The organism is Sulfitobacter sabulilitoris (genome assembly GCF_005887615.1).
GTDB classification, from domain to species: Bacteria; Pseudomonadota; Alphaproteobacteria; order Rhodobacterales; family Rhodobacteraceae; genus Sulfitobacter_E; species Sulfitobacter_E sabulilitoris.
The window spans coordinates 171705-197344 of record NZ_VANS01000005.1 but is presented as its reverse complement, the minus strand read 5'-3'; the positions used below and the strand labels follow the sequence as shown (position 1 = coordinate 197344).

At 66.9% G+C, this 25640-nt stretch carries 26 protein-coding genes; 20 read left to right on the top strand and 6 right to left on the bottom strand.

From position 1 onward, the window contains the following. Nucleotides 1–204: 204 nt before the first annotated feature. The 5 genes from FDT80_RS18945 (at nucleotide 205) to FDT80_RS16825 (ending at nucleotide 4274) form a co-directional block, all read left to right on the top strand. On the top strand, nucleotides 205–345 hold the full coding sequence (locus FDT80_RS18945) for a hypothetical protein (RefSeq protein WP_170311917.1): 141 nt from the start codon (nucleotides 205–207) through the stop codon (nucleotides 343–345). Between the two features lie 66 nt (nucleotides 346–411). Further along, nucleotides 412–759, top strand: a complete 348-nt coding sequence (locus FDT80_RS16840; RefSeq protein ID WP_138663488.1) for a hypothetical protein — start codon at nucleotides 412–414, stop codon at nucleotides 757–759. A gap of 352 nt (nucleotides 760–1111) precedes the next feature. Continuing rightward, nucleotides 1112–1318, top strand: a complete 207-nt coding sequence (locus FDT80_RS16835; protein ID WP_138663487.1) for a hypothetical protein — start codon at nucleotides 1112–1114, stop codon at nucleotides 1316–1318. A 147-nt stretch (nucleotides 1319–1465) separates the two neighbouring features. Next, a complete protein-coding gene (locus tag FDT80_RS16830; protein WP_138663486.1) occupies nucleotides 1466–3466 on the top strand; it encodes an acetyl-CoA carboxylase biotin carboxylase subunit in 2001 nt (666 codons plus the stop codon). Nucleotides 3467–3470: 4 nt separating this feature from the next. Further along, nucleotides 3471–4274, top strand: coding sequence for a hypothetical protein (locus FDT80_RS16825; RefSeq protein ID WP_138663485.1), 804 nt, complete (start codon nucleotides 3471–3473; stop codon nucleotides 4272–4274). A 94-nt stretch (nucleotides 4275–4368) separates the two neighbouring features. On the opposite strand, the gene FDT80_RS16820 is transcribed toward FDT80_RS16825, so the two are convergent. Then, entirely contained in the window at nucleotides 4369–4815 is a 447-nt protein-coding gene (locus tag FDT80_RS16820) for a DUF4174 domain-containing protein (RefSeq protein ID WP_138663484.1), read from the bottom strand. Between the two features lie 99 nt (nucleotides 4816–4914). Here FDT80_RS16820 and FDT80_RS16815 point away from each other — a divergent pair, with 99 nt between their 5' ends. The 7 genes from FDT80_RS16815 (at nucleotide 4915) to FDT80_RS16785 (ending at nucleotide 11454) form a co-directional block, all read left to right on the top strand. Continuing rightward, nucleotides 4915–5928: a hypothetical protein gene (locus FDT80_RS16815; RefSeq protein ID WP_246039988.1), complete on the top strand. Its 1014-nt coding sequence runs from the start codon at nucleotides 4915–4917 to the stop codon at nucleotides 5926–5928. Beyond that, nucleotides 5891–8020, top strand: coding sequence for a methylmalonyl-CoA mutase (scpA, locus tag FDT80_RS16810; RefSeq protein WP_138663483.1), 2130 nt, complete (start codon nucleotides 5891–5893; stop codon nucleotides 8018–8020). The genes FDT80_RS16815 and scpA overlap by 38 nt, the downstream gene beginning before the upstream one ends. Before the next feature lie 233 nt (nucleotides 8021–8253). Then, nucleotides 8254–8868 (top strand): VOC family protein, encoded by a 615-nt coding sequence (locus tag FDT80_RS16805; RefSeq protein WP_138663482.1) that lies wholly within the window; start codon nucleotides 8254–8256, stop codon nucleotides 8866–8868. Beyond that, nucleotides 8865–9353, top strand: coding sequence for a GNAT family N-acetyltransferase (locus FDT80_RS16800; RefSeq protein ID WP_138663481.1), 489 nt, complete (start codon nucleotides 8865–8867; stop codon nucleotides 9351–9353). The genes FDT80_RS16805 and FDT80_RS16800 overlap by 4 nt, the downstream gene beginning before the upstream one ends. A 51-nt stretch (nucleotides 9354–9404) precedes the next feature. Then, nucleotides 9405–10085: a molecular chaperone DjiA gene (locus tag FDT80_RS16795; RefSeq protein WP_138663480.1), complete on the top strand. Its 681-nt coding sequence runs from the start codon at nucleotides 9405–9407 to the stop codon at nucleotides 10083–10085. Continuing rightward, nucleotides 10085–11080, top strand: coding sequence for an endonuclease/exonuclease/phosphatase family protein (locus tag FDT80_RS16790; protein WP_138663479.1), 996 nt, complete (start codon nucleotides 10085–10087; stop codon nucleotides 11078–11080). Before FDT80_RS16795 ends, FDT80_RS16790 begins: the two co-directional genes overlap by 1 nt. A 41-nt stretch (nucleotides 11081–11121) precedes the next feature. After that, nucleotides 11122–11454 (top strand): hypothetical protein, encoded by a 333-nt coding sequence (locus tag FDT80_RS16785; RefSeq protein WP_138663478.1) that lies wholly within the window; start codon nucleotides 11122–11124, stop codon nucleotides 11452–11454. On the opposite strand, the gene FDT80_RS16780 is transcribed toward FDT80_RS16785, so the two are convergent. From FDT80_RS16780 to FDT80_RS16765, 4 genes are all read right to left on the bottom strand, one after another. Next, the gene (locus FDT80_RS16780) at nucleotides 11451–13046 is read right to left on the bottom strand and encodes a Ppx/GppA family phosphatase (RefSeq protein ID WP_170311916.1); all 1596 of its coding nucleotides are present in this window, start codon (nucleotides 13044–13046) and stop codon (nucleotides 11451–11453) included. The genes FDT80_RS16785 and FDT80_RS16780 overlap by 4 nt on opposite strands. Before the next feature lie 74 nt (nucleotides 13047–13120). Next, nucleotides 13121–15307 (bottom strand): RNA degradosome polyphosphate kinase, encoded by a 2187-nt coding sequence (locus FDT80_RS16775; RefSeq protein ID WP_138663477.1) that lies wholly within the window; start codon nucleotides 15305–15307, stop codon nucleotides 13121–13123. A 41-nt stretch (nucleotides 15308–15348) separates the two neighbouring features. Further along, nucleotides 15349–16032: a P-loop NTPase family protein gene (locus FDT80_RS16770; RefSeq protein ID WP_138663476.1), complete on the bottom strand. Its 684-nt coding sequence runs from the start codon at nucleotides 16030–16032 to the stop codon at nucleotides 15349–15351. Nucleotide 16033: 1 nt separating this feature from the next. Continuing rightward, entirely contained in the window at nucleotides 16034–17116 is a 1083-nt protein-coding gene (locus FDT80_RS16765; protein WP_138663475.1) for an AI-2E family transporter, read from the bottom strand. A 306-nt stretch (nucleotides 17117–17422) separates the two neighbouring features. Between FDT80_RS16765 and proS the strand changes: the two genes are divergently transcribed. The 8 genes from proS (at nucleotide 17423) to FDT80_RS16725 (ending at nucleotide 25190) form a co-directional block, all read left to right on the top strand. Then, nucleotides 17423–18814 (top strand): proline--tRNA ligase, encoded by a 1392-nt coding sequence (proS, locus tag FDT80_RS16760; RefSeq protein WP_138663474.1) that lies wholly within the window; start codon nucleotides 17423–17425, stop codon nucleotides 18812–18814. Nucleotides 18815–18844: 30 nt separating this feature from the next. Continuing rightward, complete coding sequence (locus FDT80_RS16755) at nucleotides 18845–19777, top strand: glycosyltransferase (RefSeq protein WP_138663473.1); 933 nt, start codon at nucleotides 18845–18847, stop codon at nucleotides 19775–19777. A gap of 5 nt (nucleotides 19778–19782) precedes the next feature. Then, nucleotides 19783–20625: a glycosyltransferase family 25 protein gene (locus tag FDT80_RS16750; RefSeq protein ID WP_138663472.1), complete on the top strand. Its 843-nt coding sequence runs from the start codon at nucleotides 19783–19785 to the stop codon at nucleotides 20623–20625. Beyond that, on the top strand, nucleotides 20622–21107 hold the full coding sequence (locus FDT80_RS16745) for a DUF2937 family protein (protein WP_138663471.1): 486 nt from the start codon (nucleotides 20622–20624) through the stop codon (nucleotides 21105–21107). The genes FDT80_RS16750 and FDT80_RS16745 overlap by 4 nt, the downstream gene beginning before the upstream one ends. A 186-nt stretch (nucleotides 21108–21293) precedes the next feature. Further along, nucleotides 21294–22580 (top strand): lipoprotein-releasing ABC transporter permease subunit, encoded by a 1287-nt coding sequence (locus FDT80_RS16740; RefSeq protein ID WP_138663470.1) that lies wholly within the window; start codon nucleotides 21294–21296, stop codon nucleotides 22578–22580. Next, on the top strand, nucleotides 22573–23256 hold the full coding sequence (locus tag FDT80_RS16735) for an ABC transporter ATP-binding protein (RefSeq protein ID WP_138663469.1): 684 nt from the start codon (nucleotides 22573–22575) through the stop codon (nucleotides 23254–23256). The genes FDT80_RS16740 and FDT80_RS16735 overlap by 8 nt, the downstream gene beginning before the upstream one ends. 143 nt (nucleotides 23257–23399) lie before the next feature. Further along, nucleotides 23400–24119 carry a calcium-binding protein gene (locus tag FDT80_RS19115; protein ID WP_138663468.1) on the top strand — a complete coding sequence of 240 codons (720 nt, stop codon included), beginning with the start codon at nucleotides 23400–23402 and terminating at the stop codon, nucleotides 24117–24119. Between the two features lie 84 nt (nucleotides 24120–24203). Next, nucleotides 24204–25190 (top strand): Ldh family oxidoreductase, encoded by a 987-nt coding sequence (locus FDT80_RS16725; protein ID WP_138663467.1) that lies wholly within the window; start codon nucleotides 24204–24206, stop codon nucleotides 25188–25190. A 3-nt stretch (nucleotides 25191–25193) separates the two neighbouring features. Here FDT80_RS16725 and FDT80_RS16720 read toward each other — a convergent pair whose 3' ends face one another. Next, complete coding sequence (locus tag FDT80_RS16720) at nucleotides 25194–25631, bottom strand: DMT family transporter (RefSeq protein WP_138663466.1); 438 nt, start codon at nucleotides 25629–25631, stop codon at nucleotides 25194–25196. Nucleotides 25632–25640: the final 9 nt, after the last annotated feature.

Here is a 25640-nt window from a genome sequence, read left to right as displayed (position 1 = left end):
AGATATTGCGATGCCCGATCAGGCGACCCGTCCGGTTGAGGCTTTGGTATCACAGAACTGGCGATTGAATGTTCCCCGATTTCCTTTCGCGATTTCATGGCGTAGGGTGGCGCGAGGGACACCCCAAGGATCCCTTACCTCAAGAGGGGCCGTGGGCGCACAGCCGTGCGCTACGATCCGGAACGTAACAGACAGGAGACCCAGATGTCGAAGAGCATCAAATTGCTGGCCATGTTCGGCTTTGTCGCAACAATCGCAGCCTGCGCGCAGCAAGAAGAAGAATTTGTCGTCGTCGAGCCCGAGCCCATTTCGGTCGAGCCCGTGTACACCGGCAAGTACAAGTAACATACCCGCAGGACAGGCGTTCGCGCCTGTCCTGACCCCGCTTGGCCCCATGTTCCGGGGGGCCCTATGATCAAGCATCGCGGGTTTCCCGGCCGTCTGGCGGGCACGGATTTCCAATTCACCATCAGACGCGCCAACCCCAAGGGCGCCACCCCGCTTGTCGCGCGCGAACGCCGTTCCGACCGCAGGCCAGCGGACCGGCGGGCCGATACCGGGTTCCTGCAGGCGCTGTGGGACCACTTCGGCAGCGAACCGTTCGAGCGCGGCAACCTGGACGCGGGACGGTTGTCGTGGTTTTTCGGACGCGAGGTCGTCGCGGTCGACGAAGACTTCGATCCCACTGATTACGAGGCGCTTTTGCAGATCGACGAACGCGTGGCGCGGGCGTCCTTTCCGGATGTCTTCGGCTCATGATCGGCGCTTTTCTGCCTGACGCAAGCGCGGACAAGCGGGCAATGGCTCATTTTTCGCGCCGCGAAAATACACGATTGGCCTGCGCATCGGCTCAGGGCAGGGTCACTTTTGCGGCTCCGGTTCCTTATCCCTGGACTGGGGTCGCATATCATTTTCGTACCCCTTCCCTTGACGGGCAGCTATCCGCCTATGCGACATGGCTGCCCGTCTTTTTTGGGCCGGCGGGACGAGCAACACGGTCATATCGGTCGACACGGTCCGTCCATCCCCGAAACGCGTCTGGCGCTCAGGAACAATCCAGCCCACGGCGCGTTGGACGCTCGAAGAGACCGAACAACAAAGGACGAACACAATGCGTATCAAAGGCGTATTCCTTGCTCTTGCAGCGACAGCAGGCCTCGCGGCCTGCGGCGAAACACTGGGCGATCAGGCCCTCGGCGGGGCGGCCATCGGGGCGGGCGCTGCTGTCATCACCAACAACAGCCTTGCCAAGGGGGCTGCCATCGGCGCGGCCGGCAACGTCGCCTATTGCCAGCTCTATCCGGGCCGCTGCAACTGATCGGACGTCCCTGAGGGCGCAAGCCCCGCACACCACCACCCAAGGCTGTATGCGCGTGCCGCATGCAGCCTTTTTGCATTTCACGCAGGACAGGGCGGCCCGGCCGGCCCTTTGCGTGCCCCCAAACTCGTCAGTAAAGGACACCATATGTTCAAGAAGATCCTGATCGCCAACCGGGGCGAAATCGCCTGCCGCGTCATCAAGACCGCGCGCAAGATGGGCATCGAGACCGTCGCCATCTATTCCGACGCCGACAAAAACGCGCTGCATGTCGAAATGGCCGACGAGGCCGTGCGCGTGGGCCCGCCGCCGGCGAACCAGTCCTATATCGTGATCGACAACGTGATGGAGGCGATCAAGGCTTCGGGCGCCGAAGCGGTGCACCCCGGCTACGGTTTCCTGTCCGAGAATTCCAAGTTCGCCGAGGCGCTGGCCGCCGCCGGGGTCGCCTTTGTCGGCCCGCCGGTGGGTGCCATCGAAAAGATGGGCGACAAGATCACCTCCAAGAAGATCGCCGCCGAAGCGGGCGTCAGCACGGTGCCGGGCCACATGGGCCTGATCGCGGACGCGGACGAGGCGGTCAAGATCTCCAACCAGATCGGCTATCCGGTGATGCTCAAGGCCAGTGCGGGTGGCGGCGGCAAGGGCATGCGGATCGCGTGGAACGACGAAGAGGCGCGCGAGGGCTATCAGTCGTCCAAGAACGAAGCGGCCAGCAGCTTTGGCGACGACCGGATCTTCATCGAGAAATTCGTGACCCAACCCCGCCATATCGAAATCCAGGTGCTTTGCGACAGCCACGGCAACGGCATCTACCTGGGCGAACGCGAATGTTCGATCCAGCGCCGCAACCAGAAGGTCGTCGAGGAAGCCCCGAGCCCGTTTCTCGACGAGGAGACCCGCCGCGCGATGGGCGAACAGGCCGTGGCGCTGGCGCAGGCGGTCGATTATGCCTCTGCCGGGACGGTGGAATTCATCGTCGACGGCGACAAGAATTTCTACTTTCTGGAAATGAACACACGCCTTCAGGTGGAACACCCCGTGACCGAACTGATCACCGGGGTCGATCTGGTCGAACAGATGATCCGCGTGGCCAACGGCGAGCCGCTGTCGATCACCCAAGACGATGTCAAGCTCAAGGGCTGGGCCATCGAGAACCGGCTCTATGCCGAGGATCCCTATCGCGGCTTCCTGCCGTCCATCGGGCGGCTGACGCGCTACCGTCCGCCCGCGGAGGTGGGCAGCGACCATGCCATCGTGCGCAACGATACCGGCGTGTTCGAGGGCGGCGAGATCAGCATGTACTACGACCCGATGATCGCCAAGCTGTGCACATGGGCACCCACCCGCGCGCAGGCGATCGAGGCGATGCGCGTGGCGCTCGACAGTTTCGAGGTGGAGGGCATCGGTCACAACCTGCCGTTCCTCTCGGCGGTGATGGATCACCCGAAATTCATCAGCGGCGACATGACGACCGCCTTCATCGCCGAGGAATTCCCCGACGGGTTCAACGGTGTCACCCTGCCCGAGGGAGAACTGCGCCGCGTCGCCGCCGCCTGCGCCGCGATGCACCGCGTGGCCGAGATCCGGCGCGCCCGTGTGTCGGGACGGATGGACAACCACGAACGCAAGGTCGGCAGCGACTGGAACGTCGCGATCCAGGGCCAGTCCTATGACGTGGTCATCAACGCCGACCCCGCGGGATCGACCGTGCACTTCGACGATGGCGATGAAATGCGCGTCAGCGGCGATTGGACCCCGGGCGACCAGCTTGCCAAGATGTCGGTCGACGATGCGCCGCTGGTGCTCAAGGTCGGCAAGATCTCGGGCGGCTTTCGCGTGCGGACGCGCGGCGCCGACCTCAAGGTGCATGTGCGCACCCCGCGACAGGCGGAATTGGCGCGCAAGATGCCGGAAAAACTACCGCCCGACACGTCCAAGCTGCTGCTGTGCCCGATGCCCGGACTGGTGGTCAAGCTCAACGTCGACGTGGGCGACGAGGTCGAGGACGGCCAGGCGCTTTGCACCATCGAGGCGATGAAGATGGAAAACATCCTGCGCGCCGAGCGCAAGGGAAAGGTGTCCAAGATCAACGCGGGCGCGGGCGACAGCCTTGCGGTCGATGACGTCATCATGGAGTTCGAATAACGCCATGCCATCGGCACAGGATACCCTGATCTGGGCGCTCGGCGCGAGCGCGCTGGTGCTTTTGGGGGCGTCCTTTGCCTTTGGCGAGGCCGCGCGCACCGCGCGCAAGATCATCCTGCAGTTCTTCGTGACGATTGCCTTGCCGGTGGGGATCCTGCTGGGGCTGCCGCTGGCGGCGCTGTCCTATCTTGTCGATCTGGACCCGCGCCTGTGGCAGGCGCTGATCGCGGGGCTGGTGATCGCGACGGGCTGGCTGACCACGGCGATCTTTACCGAACTGGGCAAGGCGGGCGCCAAGGCCGAGCGGATGCGCGATTATCACAAGGCGCTCTATGCCGAGATCAGCAATACCCTGGCCTCGCTGTGGGACGCGGGCGACGCCGACGCCCATGTCGCGGCCACCCTGCAGCGGATGCGTGACGATCCCGATTTCATCCCCTTCATCCCGCGCGAGCATCACGATCACATCTATGACGCGCTGGTCACGGAAATCGATGTCCTGCCGCGGCAGACGATCGACGCAATCGTCGCCTATTACCGCCAGATCAAGGCGATTTCCGCCTTTACCGACGACATGCGCGGCCCCGCCTTTCGCAGGCTGGGGCAGGATCGGCGGATCGTGATGTACGCGGATTATTCCGAGATGCGCAAACAGGCCTTTTCCTTTGGCCAATATGCGCTGGCGATCATCCTGGGGTTTTCCGAAGGCGGCCCCGCGCGGGCCGAGGAGGTCACGCAGCGCCTGCAGCGTGCCGCGCTCAGTACCCGGGACGCGGACCCATCCGACCGGTCACAGGGATCGGAGTGAGCGGGATGTTGGGATCTTTTTCCATGATCGGCCTCTTGCCCATGTTCCCCACCTATATAGGTGAACGCCCCGCATGCCGCAAGCGCGTGCTACGTCACCGCGAATTCTTCTGGTTGCGGATTTCGCGCTGGCGGATGGGCATCTTGTCGATGCTGCGGGAGATTTCGCGCACGTCCCAGGGAAACGGCTTGCGCAGCTTGATGCCGCCGTCCTTGCCGATCAGCACCAGCATGAACCCGCGCGGGCGCAGTTTCATCCGCAGGTCCGACCGCGCCGAAGGGTCGGTATCGGTCAGAATGACCACGTCGCGGTCGCGCAGCGCATCGGGCCGCGCCAGCAAAAGCTCCATCTGTTCCTCGAACAGCGGGTCGTTGGGGCTGTCGGCAAAGACGACGATGGGGCGTTTCTTCCAGATAAATTCGTTCAAATCGGCGCCGTCGATGCCGATCACAAGCACCTGGTCGGGGTCTTCGCCGCTGGTTTGCGCCACGGCGGGAACCGCGAAAACGCAAGCTAAAACAAGGGCTAGTAGTCGGGTCATAGGGTCTCCTGCTGGACTAGATATAAGCCGGGACAAGGGTATTGCGATGGCCTTGGCGGGGCTTTTTTCCATTAAAGGCACAGCAAGGGGTTTTGCGCCATGATCGCGACCGTCCCCAGTGTCTGGCCGGTCGGGGCGGCATTCGCACAAAAGGCAGCCCGCATCATGGACGTCATCCTGCACATCGGGGCCCATCGCACCGGCACGACCACCTTTCAGGACTACATGCGCAGCCACCGCGAAACGCTTGCCACGCGCGGCATCGGCTTCTGGGGACCCTACCGCACGCGGCGCGGGCTGTTTTCGGGGCTGATCCCCGGTGCGGCGGCGGCGCGCCACCGCGATCTGTGCCGCCGGGCCGAAGGGCGCATACGGCTGCATCTGGCGCGGGCCCGCGCGGATGGGGTCCGGTCGCTGGTCGTCAGCGACGAGAACATGATCGGCTGCGCCCGCGCCAACCTGCGGGCGCGTACGCTCTATCCCGCGATCGGCGAACGCATGGCACGGTTTGCGCGGGCCTTCGACGGCCACCTGACACGCGTCGTGATCAGCCCCCGCGCGCAGGATCTCTACTGGAGCTCGATGATCGCCTATGGCGTGGCGCGGGGCTTGCCCTTGCCGGGCGGTGCCGCGCTGGACCATATTGCGCGTCAAACGCGCGGATGGCGTGACGTCATAACCGATCTGGCCTGTGCCCTGCCGCCACAGGTCGATATTCAGGTCATGCCGTTCGAGATGTTCACCGGCCGCTCGGATGCGCTGCTGCGCCTCGGCGCGGGGCTGGATGCGCCGGCGGATGGCGGCCTGCGCTGGCTGAACCGGGCGCCCGATCTGCCGACGCTGCGGCGCCGGTTGCACGAACGGGGACAGGATGCCACCTGTCTGCCCGACGGCACCGGACGGTGGCACCCCTTCGACGCCGCCGCCTGTGCCGCACTGCGCGAGGTGTACGCGGATGATATCATGTGGCTGACCGCCGGTGCAGACGGTCTGGCCACCCTGACAGAGGACCGCACCGGGACAAGAGCGGGGAACACCTTGCCGCCCGGCGCAATGACACAAGGATACCGGACACATGACCGACAAGAAAGCCACCTGGCGCAGCCTCGCTGAAGGCGAGTTGCGCAACCGCAGCCTCGATGACCTGACCTGGCACACGCTGGAAGGCATCGACGTCAGCCCGCTTTACACCCAGGATGACATCGCCGGTCTGACGCACCTGGACAGCGTTCCGGGCGAGGCGCCCTATACGCGCGGCGTCAAGGCCACGATGTACGCCGGTCGCCCCTGGACCATCCGCCAATATGCGGGCTTTTCCACCGCCGAGGAAAGCAACGCCTTCTACCGCCGCGCGCTCGCCGCCGGGCAGCAGGGGGTTTCGGTCGCCTTCGATCTGGCCACGCACCGCGGCTACGACAGCGATCACCCGCGGGTCGAGGGCGACGTGGGCAAGGCCGGCGTCGCGATCGACAGCGTCGAGGACATGAAGATCCTGTTCGACGGCATCCCGCTCGATCAGGTCAGCGTGTCGATGACGATGAACGGCGCCGTGATCCCGATCCTGGCCAGTTTCATCGTCGCGGGACAGGAACAGGGGCATGATACCGCCGTGTTGTCGGGCACCATCCAGAACGACATTCTCAAGGAATTCATGGTCCGAAACACCTATATCTATCCGCCCGAACCCTCGATGCGGATCATCGCGGACATCATCGAATACACCGCCGGCGAGATGCCGCGCTTCAACTCCATCTCGATCTCGGGCTACCACATGCAGGAGGCGGGCGCGAACCTGGTGCAGGAACTGGCGTTCACGCTGGCCGATGGCCGCGAATACGTGCGCACCGCCATCGCCGCGGGCATGGACGTGGACCGCTTCGCGCCGCGGCTGTCGTTCTTCTTCGCGATCGGCATGAACTTCTTCATGGAAGCGGCCAAGCTGCGCGCCGCCCGCCTGCTGTGGTCGCGCATCATGGAGGAGTTCGAGCCCAAGAACCCCAAGTCGTCGATGCTGCGCACCCATTGCCAGACCTCCGGCGTGTCGCTGCAGGAACAGGACCCCTACAACAACGTGGTGCGCACCGCCTACGAGGCGATGTCGGCGGTGCTGGGCGGCACGCAGTCGCTGCACACCAACGCGCTGGACGAGGCGATCGCCCTGCCGACCGAATTCTCCAGCCGCATCGCGCGCAACACGCAGCTGATCCTGCAGGAGGAAACCGGTGTGACCAATGTCGTCGATCCGCTCGCCGGCAGCTACTACGTCGAAAAGCTGACCCACGACATGGCCGAAGCCGCCTGGGCCCTGATCGAGGAGGTCGAGGAGATGGGCGGCATGACCAAGGCCGTGGCCAGCGGCATGCCCAAGCTGAGGATCGAAGAGGCCGCCGCCACCCGCCAGGCCAAGATCGACCGCGGCACCGACGTGATCGTGGGCGTGAACAAGTACCGCCGCGACACCGAAGACGAGATCGACATTCTCGACATCGACAACGCCAGGGTCCGCGCCAGCCAGATCGCGCGCCTCGAAAAGGTCCGCAGCACCCGCGACGAACCTGCCTGCCTGGCCGCGCTGGAAGAGGTCGCGCGCCGCGCGCGCGAGGGGGGCAACCTGCTCGAGGCGGCGGTCGAGGCCGCCCGCGCCCGCGCCACCGTGGGCGAGATCAGCATGGCGATGGAGGACGTCTTTGGCCGCCACCGCGCCGAGGTCAAGACCCTCGCCGGTGTCTATGGCGCCGCCTACGAGGGCGACGAGGGCTTTGCCGCAATCCAGAAATCGGTGGAGGAATTCGCCGAGGCCGAAGGCCGCCGCCCGCGGATGCTGGTCGTCAAGATGGGGCAGGACGGCCATGACCGCGGCGCCAAGGTGATCGCGACGGCCTTTGCCGACATCGGCTTTGACGTGGATGTGGGCCCGCTGTTCCAGACCCCTGCAGAGGCCGCGCAGGATGCGGTGGACAACGACGTGCATGTCATCGGCATCTCAAGCCAGGCGGCGGGGCACAAGACGCTGGCGCCGCAACTGGTCAAGGCGCTCAAGGATGCCGGCGCCGAGGATATCCTGGTGATCTGCGGCGGCGTCATTCCGCAGCAGGATTACAAGTTCCTCTACGATGCCGGCGTCAAGGCGATCTTCGGGCCGGGCACGAACATTCCCAACGCGGCGCAGGATATCCTCAAGCTGATCCGCGAAACGCGCGGCTGAGACCGGGTCGGGCGCGCGCGGGCAAGGGGGGGCAGGCAGCCCGCCCCGTCCCGCCGCCTCCGGTCTTGCGCCCGCCCGGTGTGTCCCGCCCGAGGACGCAGGATCGCGGCGCAGGTCTTCGGCACGGACCCCGCCCGCGTTCGGTGCGGTTTTGATCTTGAAAATCCGCAACTCTGCATTGAAGGTATTCGCGGTGTCATGGGTTTGATCGTGTTCATGTAGGGAGGCTGGCGATGCGGCTGGATCACATTGCGATTTCAGGCGAAACGCTGGAGGAGGCCACCGAGCATGTCGAGGCGGCCCTTGGCGTGCGCCTGGAGCCCGGTGGCGCCCATGATGTCTTTTCCACGCACAATCGCCTTTTGGAGCTGGCGGACGGCCTCTATCTCGAGGCGATCGCCATCGACCCCGACGCCCCTGATCCCACGCGCCCGCGCTGGTTCGATCTGGATGCCTTCTTCGGGCCCGCGCGGCTGACCAACTGGATCTGCGCGACCGACGATCTGGACGCGGCGCTGGCGGCCCTGCCTGCCGGGTTCGGCACGCCGGTCGACCTGACGCGCGGCGATCTGCATTGGCGCATGGCGGTGCCCGAAAACGGCATGCTGCCGCATGACAACTGCGCGCCGGCGCTGATCCAGTGGCAGGCGGGCGCGCATCCCTCGACGCGGTTGCCGCCCAGCGGTGTGCGCCTCACGCAGCTTGTGGTGCGCCATCCGCAGGGCGGCGCGCTGGCCGGCGCGCTGCGGCGGCACATGGCCGATCCGCGTCTGTCCATCGAGGTGGGCAAGGCCGGGATGATGGCGGAATTCGACACGCCACACGGCCGGCGCGTGATCGGCGGATGACCGGCGGCCCGGTCCGCGCGGCGACGGCGGCGGATGCACCCGCCATCCGCGACCTGTGGAACGGCATGATCCGCGATACCCTCGCCACCTTCACCACCGTCGAAAAGACCCAGGCGGACATCGCCGCCCTGCTGGCCGCGCGACCGGGCGCGTTTTTCGCGGCCGATCACGACGGCGCATTTGCCGGGTTCGTCACCTTCGGCGCGTTTCGCTCCGGTCCCGGCTATGCCGCCACGGTCGAGCATACCGTGATGCTGGCGCCGCGCGCACAGGGCCTTGGGCTGGGGCGCCGGCTGATGCAGGCGGCCGAAGCCGCGGCGCGCGGCATGGGCCATCACGTCATGGTGGCCGCGATCAGCGGTGAAAACCCCAATGCCACCGCGTTCCACGCGTGTGCCGGATTTGCCGAAGTCGGCCGGATGCCGCAGGTCGGGCACAAGGCCGGGCGCTGGCTGGACCTGATTCTAATGCAAAAAATCCTGTAACCGGCGTTCCATGCCCTGACAGTCAGCGCCGGGCAGGGTAAGGTCGCGCTCATGTCGATCTGGTCCCGCATCTCTGACGCGTTGTCGGCCCTTGCCAAGGGCGAGGGGCTGTCGGCCGTGTTCGACCGCCTGCGCAGCCCGCCGGAACGCTCTGTCGCGTTCACCATCGCGGTCATCGCGCTGGGCGCCAAGATGGCCAAGGCCGACGGCCAGGTGACCCGCGACGAGGTGACCGCCTTTCGCGAGGTGTTCCACATCCCGCCGCAGGCCGAGGCCGGGGCGGCGCGCGTGTTCAACCTCGCCCGGCAGGACGTGGCCGGCTTCGAGGATTACGCGGCGCGCATCCGGTCCATGTTCGACGGCCAGCCCGACACGCTGCGCGATCTGCTGGAGGGACTGTTCCACATTGCGGTGGCCGACGGCGAGTACCACCCGAACGAGGACGCGTTTCTGGAACGGGTGGCCGAGATCTTCGCGCTGCCGCCGCGCGATTTCGCGCGTCTGCGGATGCGCTTTGCCCCCGATACGGCGCAGGATCCCTATTCGGTGCTGGGCGTCAGCCCCGATGCGCCGATGGCGGAGGTGCGCCGCGCCTGGCGCCGCCTGGTGCGCGAAAACCACCCCGACGCGATGATCGCGCGCGGCGTGCCGCAAGAGGCGCTGCAACTGGCGCAAAAGCGCATGGCCGACATCAACCGCGCCTGGGAAGAAATCTCGCGCAAGGCGGCGTGATGCGCTTTGCCACCTACAACATCGAATGGTTCACCGGGCTGTTCGACGACGACAACCGCCTGCTGACCGATGACACGTGGTCGTCGCGCTACAAGGTCACGCGGCGCGCGCAGGCTGATGCGCTGGGGCTGGTGTTCGACCGCATCGATGCCGACGCGGTGCTGATCGTCGAGGCCCCCGATACCAGCCGGCGCCGCCGCACCGGCGCCGCGCTCGAAGCCTTTGCCGCGCATTACGGGCTGCGCACCCGCGAGGCGGTGATGGGGTTTTCCAACGATACCCAGCAGGAAATCGCCCTGCTCTACGATCCGGACCGGATCAGCGCCAGGCACGCCCCGATGTCGGATGGCGACCACGCCCCGCGCTTCGACCGCACGTTCCGGATCGACCTCGATATCGACGCCACCGAGGACAGCGTGACCTTTTCCAAGCCGCCGCTGGAATTGAGCGTGGTCACGCACGGCGGCTTTGCCTTCCGGATGATCGGCGCGCATCTGAAATCCAAGGCCCCGCATGGCGCCAACGGCGCGCAGCAGATCATGGCCGCGGCCATCGCCAACCGCCGCAAGCAACTGGCCCAGGCGATCTGGCTGCGCCGCCGGATCGAGCAGCACCTGGCCCAGGGCACGCCGCTGATCGTACTGGGCGACCTGAACGACGGTCCGGGGCTCGACGCCTACGAGGCTCTGTTCGGCCGCTCCTCGGTCGAGATCGTGATGGGCACGGAGCTCTATGACCCGCATGCGCGGCTGGCGCTGGCAGGGCCGCTCAAGGCGGTGCCGACCAGCGCACGATTCTGGATCAGGCCCGAAAATCGTTTCTTGCAGGCCATGCTGGATTACATCATGGTCACGCCGGACCTGCGCGCCCGCGATGCGCGCTGGCGCATCTGGCATCCGCTCGACGATCCGGAATGCTGGGGCGATGCGGTGCTGCGCGACGCACTCGTCACCGCGTCGGATCATTTCCCCGTGACGCTCGATCTGGCGCTCTGATCGCTCTCGAAATTCGGGCGGCGGGCGCGTATAGTGGCGTCATGCCCCGGTTCATCGCACCATTTGCCGCCGCCCTGCTGCTTGCCGCCCCGCTGGCCGCGCAGGAGGACGACGCGCCCTCGCTGATGCAGCGCGGCGCGCAGATGTTCCTCGAAGGTCTGCTGGAAGAGATGGGCCCGGCGTTGCAGGGGATGCAGGCCTTTGTCGACCGGATGGGCCCGGCACTGCGCGATCTGGTGGAGGAGGTCGAGGACTGGAGCGTCTATGAGCCGCCCGAAATGCTGCCCAACGGCGACATCATCATTCGCCGCAAGCCGCCCGCGGATCGCGCGCCCGCCGACACACCCGCGCCGGGGGACGAAATCGACATCTAGGCGGGGTCGGGCGGCGGCGTGTTGGCCTTGACTTTCCTGACCTTGACCTCGGCCCCGAGCGAGGCCGCCAGCGACATCAGCCGCGCTTCCGCCACCTCGCCGAACAGCGGGACCATGGCGGGCGTCAGCCGCAGCTCAAGCAGCTTTTTCTTGGGATACCACCGGAACACACCGCGTTCGGCGTCCTGCGTCATCCACAGCATCGCGCCAAAGCGCATCGCTTTGCCCAGAACTTCGGCCTCGCTTTCCATCCGCTCGTCGATGAGCCCGTAAAGATCGTCAAACCGCGTGCCGTTGCGCTTGTTGGAATACCGGTGCAGCAGCGCCAGGCCCAGAAACACCCGTTCGGAATGTTTCAGCCCGCCGAGGTTGGCGCGGGTGGCATTGTCGAAACAGGTCTCCGCCCGGTAATCGGGATGCGCGCGCCAGCTTACGTCATGCAGCAGGCAGGCGGCCTTGATCAGCCGCTTGCGGGCGTCGGGCACGGATTTGAAGATCGGGTTGATGAAGGCATAGAGCGACCGGCCGAACCCCGGCATCCGTGCATCCTTGGCCTCGGCAAAGCGGCAGGCTTCGATCAGCGGGTCGCGGTCGCGCAGGCGTTGCGGCATCTGCTCGTACAGCATCCCCTCGCGGATGCCGTAGCTGGAAATCGCGATATCCTTGGGTTTGAAATTCTTGACCAGTTGGCTCAGCACTTCGGCGGCATAGGGCACCAGCGACATCCGCGCCGATGAAATGCCGCACGATCCGCGCAGCACATCGGGATCGGCGGATTTGATGAACTTGACCGTCGCGCCGACGCTGCGCGCGGTCATGCGGTATTCGTGCAGCACATGCAGCGGATAGCCGCGGCGGTACATGTCGATCCGCGCGATGGCACGCCACGATCCGCCCACCAGGAACAACCGGTCACGTTGCGGCCCCATCACCTCCTGCAATTGCTGCATGGTTTCCTTGATCTGCGCCTTGCGGCCCTTCTTGCCGCCCTTGATGTCGCGCAGTTTGAGCGGCCCGAGGCTGGAGCTGACCCGCCGGCCCACGCGCCCGCCGGAAATCTCCGCCAGTTCCATCGACGATCCGCCGATGTCGCAGACAAGCCCATACGCGCCCGGCCAGCCCAGCAACACACCCTGCGCCGACAGCCGCGCTTCTTCCTCGCCGTCGATGACCCAGATGCGCAGGCCGGTCTCGCGCCGCACCTCGGCGCAGAAATCCGGCCCGTCGGTGGCATCGCGCACCGCCGCCGTGGCCACCACGCTCAGCGCGGGCAGGTTCATGCCCTCGGCCAGATGCTGAAACCGGCGCAAAGCGCTGAGCGCGCGCACCCGCCCCTCGGGGCTCAGCGTGCCGGTCTCGGACAGGCCCGCGCCCAGGGCGCACATGATCTTTTCGTTGTAGAAATACGCCGGGCTGCGCGCCGCGCCGTCGAACACCACGAAACGGACCGAATTCGACCCCACATCGACCACGCCCACCCGGCTGAGCGCCCGCGCGCCGGGATCCTCGAACAGCGGGCGCCCGAAAAGGCCCATATCGGGATGCGAAACATCGTGCTGGCCGTCGATCGTGGGCTGGGCGGTGTCGGTCATGCGGATCCTCGGCCTCGTGATTGAACGGCAGACTGCGACAAAGCGGTCAGGCCGTCAATCGGCGACGCCGCGGCTCAATCCTCGGTGTGGGTCAGTTGCGGCACATCCGACGCACCCGCCGTTCCGCGCCCCGAAAGCGATGGGTTTTCCATGAAGAACCGGTGGCAACTGAAGGCGAATGTGCCGTCCTCGACCGCGGGGCGGGCAAAATGCCCGTCCGGCCCCATGACCCAGCTTTGCGCCACGTCGGCCAGGTTGGCCGCCATGATCTGGCTGACGATCTGCGCCTTGACGGTGGCGTTCTCGATCTCGACCAGCGTTTCCACCCGACGATTGAGGTTCCGCCCCATCCAGTCCGCCGAGGACATGAATACCCGCGCCTTCTTGTGCGGCAGGCCCGACCCGTTGCCGAAACAGATGATGCGGCTGTGCTCGAGAAACCGGCCGACGATGGACTTGACGCGGATGTTCTCGCTCAGTCCCCTGATACCGGGGCGCAGCCCGCAGATGCCGCGCACGACAAGGCTGATCCTGACGCCCGCCTGGCTGGCGTCGTAAAGCGCGTCGATCATGTCGGCGTCGATGATCGAATTCATCTTGGCCCAGATCGCCGCGGGCTTGCCCGCACGGGCGTAATCCGCCTCCGCCGCGATCATCTCCAACAGGCGCGGTTTCAGGGTCGTGGGCGATATCGCAAGGTTGTCGAGGCTGTCGGGCTGGGCATATCCGGACAGGTAGTTGAACACCTTCGTCGCGTCGCGCCCCAACCGCTGATCGCAGGTGAACAGCGACAGGTCGGTATAGATCCGCGCCGTGATCGGGTGATAGTTGCCGGTGCCGTAATGGGTGTAGGTCACCAATTGGTTGCCTTCGCGGCGCACCACCGTGCTGATCTTGGCATGCGTCTTGAGGTCCAGGAACCCATAGACCACATGCGCGCCCGCGCGCTCCAGCCGCCGCGACTGGCGGATGTTCGCGGCCTCGTCAAAGCGCGCCTTCAATTCGACCAGCGCGGTGACGGATTTGCCGTCTTCGGCCGCCTCGCACAGCGCCTCGACGATCGGGCTGTCGCGCGATGTGCGGTACAGCGTCTGCTTGATCGCCACCACCTGCGGATCGCGCGCCGCCTGCTGCAGGAACCGCACCACCATGTCGAAGGTCTCGTAGGGGTGATGCAGCAGCATGTCCTTGGTGCGGATCGCCGCCAGCATGTCGCCGTCGTGGTCGGTCACGCGTTCGGGGATGCGCGGGATGAACTGCGGCCAGAGCAGATCGGTACGGCTGTCCAGCACAAGCTCGCTCAGGTCGGCCATGCCGATCATGCCGTCGATTTCGATGACCTCGTCCAGATCGACGTTAAGCTCCTCCATGATGACGGCCTTGAGCTTGGGCGGCGCGCCGGCGGAATGCGTCAGCCGCACCACCTCGCCGCGGCGGCGACGCTTGAGCGCCACTTCGAACTCCCGCACCAGGTCCTCGGCCTCCTCCTCGACCTCCAGGTCGCTGTCGCGCAGCACCCGGAATTCGAAATGCGCCTTCAGCCTGTAGCCCGGAAACAGCCCGTCGATGTTGAGCACCAGCAGATCTTCGAGCGGCAGGAACCGCTGCGCGTCATCCTCTGCGGGCAGCGCGATGAAGCGGTCGATCTGCGCCGGGATCGGCAGCAGCGCCTGCAAGGGGCGCTTGTCCGACATGCGCTCAAGCTGCAGCGCCAGTGCGTAGCCGGTGTTGGGGATGAAGGGAAAGGGATGCGCGGGGTCGATGGCCAGCGGCGACAGAACCGCGAAAACCTGCGTCAGAAACACATCGGCAAGGTAATCGCGATCCGCCTGGGTCAGGTCCGCGGCGCGCAGCACACAGATGTTCTGCGCTTCCATCTCGGCCAGCAGTTCAACCAGAACGCGCTGCTGGGTCTGCATCAGCTTGCGCGCGTCCTCGTCGATCAGAACAAGCTGTTCGGCCGGGGTCAGCCCGTCCGCCGCGGGCGTGGTGTTGCCCGCGTGCGCCAGTTCGCGCAGGCCCGCGACGCGCACGGTGTAGAATTCGTCGAGATTGGTGGCGGAGATCGACAAGAAGCGCAGCCGCTCCAGCAACGGCACACGCGGGTTTTCCGCCTCCTCCACCACGCGCCAGTTGAAACCCAGCCAGCTCAACTCTCGGTTGAAGAACCGCGCCGGGCCGGACAGGTCCAGGTCGTGCAGTTCGGTGGCCGGCGGAAAATCGGCGCGCAGGAAATCGCTGAGAAACGGAGTGTCGGTCATAAGGGCCTTGGTGCTGTCGGACTGTGACGGCTGCGCGACAACTATCGCGCGCCCGTGGGCCCATTGTCCAGCACCTGCGCCGCCAGTGCGCGGGTGACGGGCCTCTGCCGCGCCAGCGACGCGCTGTCCAACGCCGCCACCAGATCGCCCGCCGCGGCAAAGGACCGGACCATGCGGCGCGCCAGATAGGGGATCACATCGGGTTTCGGCGTCAGCTGACGGTCGGCGAACAGCTTGGCCAGAACGGCGCAGAGCAGCGCATCGTCGGGCGGATCGAGCGCGGCGGTGGGCGCGGCGGCGATGCGGCTGACCAGATCGGGCAGATCCAGCGGCCAGTGCGGCACCGCACCGCTCCCCGTCAGCAGCAGCGACCGGCCCTCCGACAATACCAGGTTGTGCAGGTGAAACAGCGCGGTCTGCGCCGCGATATCGCCCTTGATCGCGGGCACGTCCTCCACCGCGACGCAAGTCTGCGCCAGCGACGGTATGTCGGCCCCGGCCAGATCGCGCGCGGGCACGATCCGCGCGTCGGCGGCGGCGGCCCAGACATGCGCCAGATGCGTCTTGCCCGCGCCCGGTGGCCCGGTCAGCGCCAGCTTGCCACCCGCCCAGCCCTGCCAGTTCTCGATCATCGCCACGGCAATGGCGTTGGACGGGGCGACCATGAAATCGTCGCGTCCCAGCGCGGGCCGCGCAGGAAGATCGAAGCTGAGCTGCCGGGTCATGTCAGGCGTCGGTGTCGCGGGCTTTGGCGCGGTCTGACGTGCCGCGATACAGCAGGCTGCTCTTGTAGCGATCGACCGCAAATCGCGCGATCACCCCCAGCGCCGCGGCCACGGGCACGGCCACCAGCATACCCACAAAGCCGAACAGCATCCCGAAGACCGACAGCGCAAGGATCAGCCACACCGGGTGCAGGCCGACGCTGTCGCCCACCAGCTTGGGCGTGAGCACATTGCCCTCGATCACCTGTCCGACGACGAAAATGCCCGCGACCAGGCCCAGCGACACCCATTCGCCCCAGAACTGGAACAGGCCCAGACCGATGGCCAACGCCCCGCCGATCAGCGCGCCGAGATAGGGAATGAAGGTGATGAGCCCCGCCACGAAGCCGATCACCAGTCCGAATTGCAGCCCCACGAGCATCAGCGCGATGGCGTAATAGGCGCCCAGGATCACGCAGACGGTGCCCATGCCGCGAATGAACGACGCCAGCGTCTTGTCGATGTCGCGCGCCAGTTGCCGGATGGTGGGGGCGTGATCGCGCGGCAGCAATTCATCGACCCGCGCGACCATCCTGTCCCAGTCGAGCAGAAGATAGACCGCAACCACCGGCACGATCACCAGCAACACCACGATATTGATGATCGACGCCGCCGAGGACAGCGCGGTGTTCAGCAACTCGCCCCCCTTGGCCTGCACCGTTTCGCCGATGGTGTTGATCGACCTGCGCAGGGTGGAGCCTTCGTCGAGGATGCCGGGAAACTGCGCGGTCAGGAAATCGGTGAAATTCCGTGCCAGTTCGGGGGCGATGTTGAACAGGTTGACCGACTGCTGCACCAGCGTCGGGATCACCAGCAGCGCCATCGCGACAAAGATCAGGACCGCCACCAGCGTGATCAGCGCCGTGGCCAGCGCCCGGCTCAGCCCCAGCCGTTCGAGCCTGTCGGCCACCGGATCGAGCAAATACGCGATCGCACCGCCCAGCAGGAACGGCAGCAACACATCGCCCAGAAACCACATGACGACCAGGAACACCGCCGCCGCGACGCCCCAGTATTTGAATTGTTCGCGCACGGGCAGGGCCACGGGGGTGCTCCGATCAGGAAAGGGTCAGACCCACATCGCCCATGCGCGCGACCGTTTCAAGGGAGCGTCGCGAAAAACCGCGCATGTCGGGGGCGGTCCGTGCGCGCCGGGGGCGGTGGATACGCGCGCCCTGCATCCCCGCGCGGCGCGCCGCCGGCGCGGTCCGGCCCGATGCCGCGGGCCGCGATCCCGCCCGCCCGCGGGCGCCGGCGCCCGCGCGGGGTCCGTGCGTCAATGCCTGATTGCGGGCCTTGCGGGTTTCCTCTAACCAGTACCGAACAGTTTTTCCTGACAAAGGACCGTGCCATGCGTCTGACCCGCTATTTTTTGCCAGTGCTCAAGGAAACTCCGTCGGAGGCCAAGATCGTCAGCCATCGGCTGATGCTGCGCGCGGGCATGATAAAGCAGTCGGCCGCCGGAATCTATTCGTGGCTGCCGCTGGGCTTCAAGGTGCTGCGCAAGCTGGAAAACATCGTTCACGAGGAACAGCAGCGCGCGGGCCATATCCCGATGCTGATGCCGACGCTGCAATCGGCGGACCTGTGGAAGGAATCGGGCCGCTATGACGCCTACGGCCCCGAAATGCTGCGCATCCGCGACCGCCATGACCGCGACATCCTTTACGGTCCCACCAACGAGGAACTGATCACCGACATCTTCCGCAGCTATGTCGGCTCCTACAAGGACCTGCCCAAGACGCTCTATCATATCCAGTGGAAATTCCGCGACGAGGTCCGCCCGCGCTTCGGCGTGATGCGCGGCCGCGAATTCCTGATGAAGGACGGCTACAACTTCGACATCGACCGCGAGGCGGCGATGCATGCCTACAACCGCCACCTGGTCACCTACCTGCGCACCTACGAACGGATGGGCCTCAAGGCGATCCCGATGCGCGCCGACAGCGGCCCCATCGGCGGCGAGGACACGCACGAATTCCTGGTGCTGGCCGACACCGGCGAAAGCGAAGTGTTCTACGATGCGGCGATCACCGATCTGGCGCTGGGCGACCGCGAGGTCGATTTCGACAGCGTCGAGCAGTGCCGCGACATCTTTGACGAATTCACCACCCATTACGCCCGCACCGACGAAACCCACGACCCAGCGGTGTTCGATGCCGTGCCCCAAGAGCGCCGCCGCACCGCGCGCGGCATCGAGGTAGGGCAGATCTTCTATTTCGGCACCAAGTATTCCGAGGCGATGAACGCCCGCGTGCAGGGGCCCGACGGCAAGCCCGTTCCGGTCCACATGGGCAGCCACGGCATCGGCGTAAGCCGCCTTCTGGGCGCCATCATCGAAGCGAGCCATGACGACAAGGGCATCATCTGGCCCGAGGGCGTGACCCCGTTCCACGTCGGCATCGTCAACCTCAAGCAGGGCGACGCCGAGGCCGATGCCGCCTGCGAAGCGATCTATGCCAGCGTCACGGCGGTCGGGCTCGACGCGCTGTATGACGACCGCAACGAACGCGCGGGCGGCAAATTCGCCCGGATGGACCTGATCGGCCTGCCATGGCGGATCACCGTGGGGCCGCGCGGGCTGGCCAACGGCGTGGTGGAACTGACCAACCGCCGCACCGGCGAAAGCGAGGAACTGCCGCCCGAGGAGGCGGTGAAAAAGCTGCACGGCATCTACACCGGGCACCGCACCACCCAGCATGTCGAGATGATGGGCAAGCGGGCGTTCCACACTTACATCTGACCCTGCCCGTAAGGGAGGCACGCTCTGGATATGGCCCCGCCCGACGATCACCGCCCGTCACCGCTGCCGCGCGTCTCGGTCATCACGGTGACGCGCAACCTGATCGACGCGGGCCGCCAGCAGCGGTTTCGCGCCGCCGTGGACTGCGTTCAGGCACAGACCTGCCGCGACATCGAGCACGTGATCCAGGACGGGGCCTCCACCGATGGCACGCAGGACCTGATCGCCGGGCTTGCGGCGCAGGTCGCGGCGCAGCCCGGCGCGGTGCCGATCCGCTGGACGTCGGAGCGCGATGCCAACCTCTATGACGGCATGAACATGGCGATCGCCGGCGCGCGCGGGCGCTACGTCATCTTTCTGAACTCGGACGATCTGCTGGGCGGGCCGGACACGCTGGGCAGGCTGCTGGACGGCGCGGCGGAGGGCTCGCGCTTTGTCTACGGATCGAACCTGCGCACCGACGACACGGGCAACCGGCGGCACCTCAAGCGGACCTCGACCCACGCGATTTTCCAGCGCATGCCGTTTTCGCACAACGCCGTCCTGCTCGACCGTCAGATGCTTGTCGATCTGGACGGGCATGATACGCAATTTCCTGTGGCTGCCGATTACGACCTGTTTTTCCGCATGATCGCCTCCGGCGCAACCGGCGTTCAGGTCGACGCCTGCGTGTCGGTCTTTCACACCGGAGGGCTGACCGCGGACGATGAGCGCGTCGCCGCCGATTACGCCGCAGTCTGGCGCAAGCATTTCGCCGCACATCTGGATATGTCACGCTATTCCGAAGAGGATCTCAAGGGCTGGTATCGCGCCGGGGCGATGCCGGTCGCGGTCACCTTCGCGTTGTGGCGCGCCTACCGGGGTGTGCCGCAGATGCGCCGGGCGGCGGCGCACAGCCTTGGCAAATCGCTGCGCCGCGCGCTACAGCCCTGGCGACGGGCCCGCGCCGCAAAAGGAAACTGATCGCGATGGTGCCAGCCTTCTACATCAACCTCGACCGCGTGCCTGAACGCGCCGCCTTCATGGAAGGGCAACTGGCGCGGGCGGGGCTGTCGGACCGCAGCGCGCGGATGCCGGCGGTGGATGCCCGCCGCGCGCCGCTTTCGCCCCGCTACGTGCCGCATCGCTGGGGCCCCCGGTGGGAGATGACGGCCTCCGAAGTGGCCTGTTTCGAAAGCCACCGCGCGCTGTGGCAACGGATCGTGGACGAGCGGATCGAGGCCGCGATGATCCTCGAGGACGACATGCTGTTGTCCGCCCGGCTTGACGCGCATCTGTCGGCGGTTCCGCGGGCCGGGATCGGCTGGGACGTGGTCAAGCTCGACGGCGTGCCGCAGCCTGCGCGGTTCGGCCCCGCCGTGGCCTTGCCCGGCGTGCAGGGCGTGCTGCGCCCCATCCGGCAGACCGTGGCCAGCGCCGGATGCTACCTGCTGTCGCGCGCTGCGGCCGCGGCCCTGCTGGCGCGGTCCGAATGCTATTGCGACCACCTGGACGATTTCGTCTTTGACCCGACCGCCGGGTTGCGCCTGTGGCAATGCATGCCCGCGCTGGCGGTGCAGACGATGTTTTCCGACCGCGCGCGCGCCGCCGCGCTGGACGTGACGGTCAGCACAAGCGAGCGCACCGCCGACCACGCGGTGAACCACCCCAAATCCAGGGGGCCCTTCGCCTACCGCCTGGCCAAGGAACTGCGGCGCACGGCGCGCAAGACCGCCTGGCGCTTCGGCGCGGACGCGGCGCTGCGCCGGGCGGGCGGGATGGTGGGCATTCCCGACCTGGTCGACGACCTGGGGGAGTATCGCGGATCATGATCCTTCGGCTGCTGGTTCTGGCGGGCGGGTTGACCGGAGCGGCGGGCCTGTCGCAATTTCCCGAGTATGCGCAGCAATACGTCCAGCGGCTGGGCGGTGCCGTGGACGAATTGAGCCGCGTCGTGGCGGATTTCGATGCCTCCGCGGCGGCGCTGGACCTGAGCCGCGCCGCCGCGTTGGAGCAGATGGCCGGCACCGCGTTCGTCGAGCGTCGCCGCGCCGACATGCAAGCCACATTCGCGCGGCACGCCCGGCTCAGGGCCGATCTGGCGGTGCTGGAGCGGCACGGACCCTTCATGCGCGCCTACCACGGGGCGCGGCTGCGCGACCGGGAGATCGCGGCGCGGGCCTGGTCGGCGTACCAGCCGGCGCTGCCGTTGAATTTCGCGGGTGCGGTGTTCGGCGGAATCGGGGCGCTTGCGGGGATGAGTGCGGTGATGATCGGCGCGGCTCCCTTGCGGCGGCGGCGGCGCAGGGCGTGATCCTAAGGCGCGGCTGCGCCGCACGACATGCCCCGTCAAAATGGCGCTGCCATTTTTCGGGAGCGGGCGCCCATCGGTCTGGGGAAGCGCGCGCCGCAGGGGAAAGCCCGCCGCCCGCGCGAATGGTGGCTTGACCCCCCGCACGCAAGGTATCAGGTTGCGCCGAACGCACGAGCAGGACCCGTTATGGCCAAGACCCCCGCGCCCTTTGCCGCCTTTGAGTGGATGATCGCATGGCGCTACCTGCGCGCCCGCCGCGCCGAGGGCGGCGTGAGCGTGATGACCTGGATCAGCCTGTTGGGAATTACCCTGGCGGTCTTTGCCTTGATCGCGACGCTGGCGGTCCGCTCGGGCTTTCGCGCCGAATTCGTCGACACGATCCTGGGCGCGAACGCGCATGTCACGGTCTACAACCTGGGCGAAGTGTCGCAATCGGGCCGCATCGACCGCACCATCCCCGACTATGCCGAGATGGCGGCCCGCGTCGCACAGGTGCCGGGCGTGACCCGCGTCGCGCCGCTGGTGCGCGGGCAGGTGATGGCCAACATGCGCGACCGCAACGCCGGCATCGCGATCTACGGCATCGCGGCGCAGGACCTGAAAACCATTCCGCGCATCGCCAGCCCCGAAGCGGCCCGGGGCGACATCGCCGATTTCGAGCGCGGCATCGCCATCGGCTCGGGCGTGGCGCAGGAATTGGGCGCGGATATCGGCGACACGATCAAGATCATCTCGCCCAACGGCGTGAAGACCGCCTTTGGCACCAGCCCGCGGGTCAACGCCTACGAGGTCGTCTATATCTTCACCGCCGGTCGCTACGACATCGACCGCACGCGCGCCTACCTGCCCTTTGCCGAGGCGCAGACGTTCTTCAACCGCGAGGGCGTGGCCGATGAGCTCGAAATCATGGTCGAAGATCCCGACGCGGTGGACGAGCTCACGCCGTCCCTGTTGCAGGTCGCGGGCGAGCGCAGCCAGATCTGGACCTGGCGCGACGCGTCGGGAAGCTTCCTGCGCGCGCTCGAGGTCGAGGACAACGTGATGTTCATCATCCTGTCGATCCTGGTGCTGATTGCCGCGATGAACATCGTCTCGGGCCTGATCATGCTTGTCAAGAACAAGGGCCGCGACATCGGGATCCTGCGCACCATGGGCCTGACCGAAGGGTCGGTCCTGCGGGTGTTCTTCATCTGCGGGGCGTTCACCGGCCTGATCGGCACCGTGGCGGGGGTGGTGCTGGGCTGCCTGTTCGCGCTCTACATCGATCCGATCTTTGCCTTCGTGAACATGGCGATGGGCGGCGGCGTCTGGGATCCGTCCATTCGCGGCATCTATGCGCTGCCCGCGCAACTGCGGCTCGAGGACGTGCTGTCCGCGGTGGCCCTGTCGCTGGGCCTGTCGTTCGTGGTCACCATCTTTCCCGCGCGCCGCGCCGCGCGCATGAACCCGGTCGAGGCGCTTCGTTATGAATGATCCCGTGTTGCGCCTGTCGGGCATCGCCAAATCCTACAACCCCGGCCAACCCAACGAGGTCGCGGTGCTGCGCGGCGTCGACCTTGCCGTGGCCCCGGGCGAGGTCGTGGCCCTCGTGGCCCCCTCGGGGGCGGGCAAATCGACGCTGCTGCATATCGCGGGGCTTCTGGATACGGCGGACGCGGGCACCGTGGCCATCGCGGGCGAGGACATGACCGGCCTGGGCGACCGGCGGCGCACGGCGGTGCGTCGGGCGGATGTCGGCTTCATCTACCAGTTCCACCACCTGCTGCCGGAGTTTTCGGCGCAGGAAAACATCGTGCTGCCGCAACTTGCCAACGGCGTGTCGCGCCGCGCGGCGGATGCCTACGCGATGGAGCTTCTGGAGCATGTGGGCATCGGCGCCCGCGCCGGCCACCGGCCCGCGGCCCTGTCGGGCGGCGAACAGCAGCGGGTCGCCTTCTGCCGGGCGCTGGCCAACCGGCCCCGGCTCTTGCTGGCGGACGAGCCGACGGGCAACCTCGATCCCGGCACGTCGGATCAGGTCTTTGGCACGCTGATGGGGCTGGTCCGCGACACCGGCCTGTCGGCGCTGATCGCCACGCACAACCTGGACCTCGCGGCACGCATGGACCGGCAACTGCGGCTCGACACAGGGGCGCTCGTGCCGGTCTGATCGCCACGGGGTGCGCGCGGCGGCCCACAGGCGGCGGACAGGGACGTCGTCGACGGCCCGAAATGCCTCTGCGGTGCCGGGCGTTCGTCATTTCTTAACCATTGTTCCCACCATACTGGGGTGAAACTGGAACAAGGTGTCCCATGACCCCACTGATGATCATGCTCGTCGCGATGGCCGGGCCTCTGCTTGCGGTGTTCGATTCGCATGGCGAGGACGAGGACGACCTGGAAGGCGACGAGGCGGCGCCGCCGCCCGGTCCAGTCGGGATCGAGGGCACGCCGCTGGAATTCCGCAGCGTCGAGGCACGCGGATCGACGGCCGGCGACACGCCGCTGAACGTGGACCGCGGCACGGACGCCGACGAGGTGTTCGAAGGCTCCGACGCGGTGCGCAATTTCATCGATTTCTCGGGCGGCATGGACACGATGACCGGCGGCCTGCGCGACGACACGCTGATCGGCGGCGACGGCGCCGATGTGATCGCGGGCGGGGGCGGCGACGACGCGCTGTTCGGCGGCTTTCGCGTGCTGACCCGCGAGGATGACATGGACGCCGACACGCTCGACGGCGGCGAAGGCGACGATTCCCTCTTTCTGGGCGATGACGATACCGGCGCGGGCGGCGACGCCTTCGTCGTGATCGGCGACGTGAGCGGCAACGTGACGGTGACGGATTTCAACCGCGACGAAGACGGCCTCGTGATCGAGACCGACACGCCCGAAACGACCGGGGTGAGCGACCAGACGGTGACGACCGCCGGGCTTGTCATCACGCTCACCACCGGGGCGACGATCACCCTGCAAGGCGTCACAGAAGAGGTGCCCGACGCCTGGATTCGCGTACTGGACCCGGCGGCCTAGCGCGCCGGCCCTGCGCCAAGGGGCTTGACCGGCGCGGATCTGTTTGCGCATCCTTCACCGCCAGCATCGCGCGGGAGGGGAGTCATGGCCAGCATCAGCCTGTCGGAGATCGAGACACGGACGCAGGCCGCCCTGGCCGCCCATGGCGCGAACCCCTTTGCCGCCGCCGAGGTGGCGCGCGCCGTGCGCCGCGCCGAAGCGACGGGCAACCGTATTTGCGGCCTGTATTACCTTGAAAGCTATTGTCTGCAGCTGCGCTCGGGGCGGGTCAGGGGGGATGTGACCCCGGTGGTGACCTGCCTGCGCCCCGCCGCCGTGCACGTGGATGCGCAGATGGGCTTTGCCCAGCCCGCCTTTGCCTACGGGTTGACGCCCGGCCTCGATGCGGCGCGGCAATACGGCGTGGCGACGCTGGCGGTGGGTCATGCCCATACCTGCACCGCGCTGGGGTATTTCACCGAACAGATCGCCCGCGCGGGCTGCATCGCCATCGGCATGACCAATGCCTCGCCCATCGTGGCGCCGCCGGGCGGCAAGACCCGCGTGATCGGCACCAATCCCATCGCCTTTTCCGTGCCGGACGGCCACGGCGGGCTGGCCCTGCACTTCGATCAATCGACCACCGCCGTGGCGCTTGGCAAGATCACCATGGCCAAGACCGCCGGAGAGCGGATCCCCGAAGGCTGGGCGCTCGACGCGCAAGGCCGCCCCACCACCGACCCCGACGCGGCGCTCAAGGGCTCGCTGGTGTCGGCGGGCGGGGCCAAGGGCTGGGGCTTTGGCCTGATGGCCGAGGTGCTGGCGGCGGGCATGACGGGCGGCGTGCTGTCCAGGGACGTGGGCCCCCTGAAAGCGCCCGAAGGGCCGCCGCACGATCTGGGCCAGTACTACATCCTGATCGATCCCAGCGCCTCGCCCGATTTCTCGGACCGGATGGTGCGCCTTGCCGCCGCCGTGGCCCAGGACGAGGGCGCACGCCTGCCGGGCCAGTTCCGCACCGAGCAAGACCCCGTCGATGTCCCCGATGACGTCTGGGCGCTGGTCACCCGTCTTGCCGCAGGCGCCGGCTAGGCATCAGCCCCGCTGGGTCAGCCAGACCCCCGCCGCCATCATCGCGATCCCGGCTGTCCGCGCCAGGTCCAGCGGCGCAGCCCGCGCCCCGAACAGTCCGAAATGGTCGATCGCCGCGGCGCTGATCAACTGCCCAAGCAGCACGAAAAAGATGGCGTTGCCGATCCCGAAATGCGGCGCGATATAGGTCACTGACAGCACATAGAAGGCCACGAACAGCCCCGCGAGCAGCAAATGGCGCGGCGCTGCCGCGATTTTGGCCAGGGCCTGCGGACCGCCGGTGGCCATCATCACCGCCGCACTGGCCAGAAACGCGATCGCGAACAGAACCGTCGCGGCCGCCGACGGCGACGCGATGCGCACGCCAAGCGCCGCGTTCAGCGCCGCCAGCAGCGGGATACCGACCCCCGCCAGCAGCATGATGATCGCATAATGGGCCAAGGGCGTCTC

Excerpts from the sequence above, each read along its gene's own strand:
- FDT80_RS16820 (WP_138663484.1), bottom strand. The coding sequence starts at position 4,815 with ATGACCCGACTACTAGCCCTTGTTTTAGCTTGCGTTTTCGCGGTTCCC.
- FDT80_RS16735 (WP_138663469.1), top strand. The coding sequence starts at position 22,573 with ATGAATGATCCCGTGTTGCGCCTGTCGGGCATCGCCAAATCCTACAAC.
- FDT80_RS16805 (WP_138663482.1), top strand. The coding sequence starts at position 8,254 with ATGCGGCTGGATCACATTGCGATTTCAGGCGAAACGCTGGAGGAGGCC.
- FDT80_RS16755 (WP_138663473.1), top strand. The coding sequence starts at position 18,845 with ATGGCCCCGCCCGACGATCACCGCCCGTCACCGCTGCCGCGCGTCTCG.
- FDT80_RS16800 (WP_138663481.1), top strand. The coding sequence starts at position 8,865 with ATGACCGGCGGCCCGGTCCGCGCGGCGACGGCGGCGGATGCACCCGCC.
- FDT80_RS16840 (WP_138663488.1), top strand. The coding sequence starts at position 412 with ATGATCAAGCATCGCGGGTTTCCCGGCCGTCTGGCGGGCACGGATTTC.
- FDT80_RS16745 (WP_138663471.1), top strand. The coding sequence starts at position 20,622 with ATGATCCTTCGGCTGCTGGTTCTGGCGGGCGGGTTGACCGGAGCGGCG.
- FDT80_RS16835 (WP_138663487.1), top strand. The coding sequence starts at position 1,112 with ATGCGTATCAAAGGCGTATTCCTTGCTCTTGCAGCGACAGCAGGCCTC.
- FDT80_RS16795 (WP_138663480.1), top strand. The coding sequence starts at position 9,405 with ATGTCGATCTGGTCCCGCATCTCTGACGCGTTGTCGGCCCTTGCCAAG.
- FDT80_RS16775 (WP_138663477.1), bottom strand. The coding sequence starts at position 15,307 with ATGACCGACACTCCGTTTCTCAGCGATTTCCTGCGCGCCGATTTTCCG.
- FDT80_RS16770 (WP_138663476.1), bottom strand. The coding sequence starts at position 16,032 with ATGACCCGGCAGCTCAGCTTCGATCTTCCTGCGCGGCCCGCGCTGGGA.
- FDT80_RS16830 (WP_138663486.1), top strand. The coding sequence starts at position 1,466 with ATGTTCAAGAAGATCCTGATCGCCAACCGGGGCGAAATCGCCTGCCGC.
- scpA (WP_138663483.1), top strand. The coding sequence starts at position 5,891 with ATGACCGACAAGAAAGCCACCTGGCGCAGCCTCGCTGAAGGCGAGTTG.
- FDT80_RS16815 (WP_246039988.1), top strand. The coding sequence starts at position 4,915 with ATGATCGCGACCGTCCCCAGTGTCTGGCCGGTCGGGGCGGCATTCGCA.
- FDT80_RS16780 (WP_170311916.1), bottom strand. The coding sequence starts at position 13,046 with ATGACCGACACCGCCCAGCCCACGATCGACGGCCAGCACGATGTTTCG.
- FDT80_RS19115 (WP_138663468.1), top strand. The coding sequence starts at position 23,400 with ATGACCCCACTGATGATCATGCTCGTCGCGATGGCCGGGCCTCTGCTT.
- FDT80_RS16750 (WP_138663472.1), top strand. The coding sequence starts at position 19,783 with ATGGTGCCAGCCTTCTACATCAACCTCGACCGCGTGCCTGAACGCGCC.
- FDT80_RS16785 (WP_138663478.1), top strand. The coding sequence starts at position 11,122 with ATGCCCCGGTTCATCGCACCATTTGCCGCCGCCCTGCTGCTTGCCGCC.
- FDT80_RS16740 (WP_138663470.1), top strand. The coding sequence starts at position 21,294 with ATGGCCAAGACCCCCGCGCCCTTTGCCGCCTTTGAGTGGATGATCGCA.
- FDT80_RS16825 (WP_138663485.1), top strand. The coding sequence starts at position 3,471 with ATGCCATCGGCACAGGATACCCTGATCTGGGCGCTCGGCGCGAGCGCG.
- FDT80_RS16790 (WP_138663479.1), top strand. The coding sequence starts at position 10,085 with ATGCGCTTTGCCACCTACAACATCGAATGGTTCACCGGGCTGTTCGAC.
- proS (WP_138663474.1), top strand. The coding sequence starts at position 17,423 with ATGCGTCTGACCCGCTATTTTTTGCCAGTGCTCAAGGAAACTCCGTCG.
- FDT80_RS16725 (WP_138663467.1), top strand. The coding sequence starts at position 24,204 with ATGGCCAGCATCAGCCTGTCGGAGATCGAGACACGGACGCAGGCCGCC.
- FDT80_RS18945 (WP_170311917.1), top strand. The coding sequence starts at position 205 with ATGTCGAAGAGCATCAAATTGCTGGCCATGTTCGGCTTTGTCGCAACA.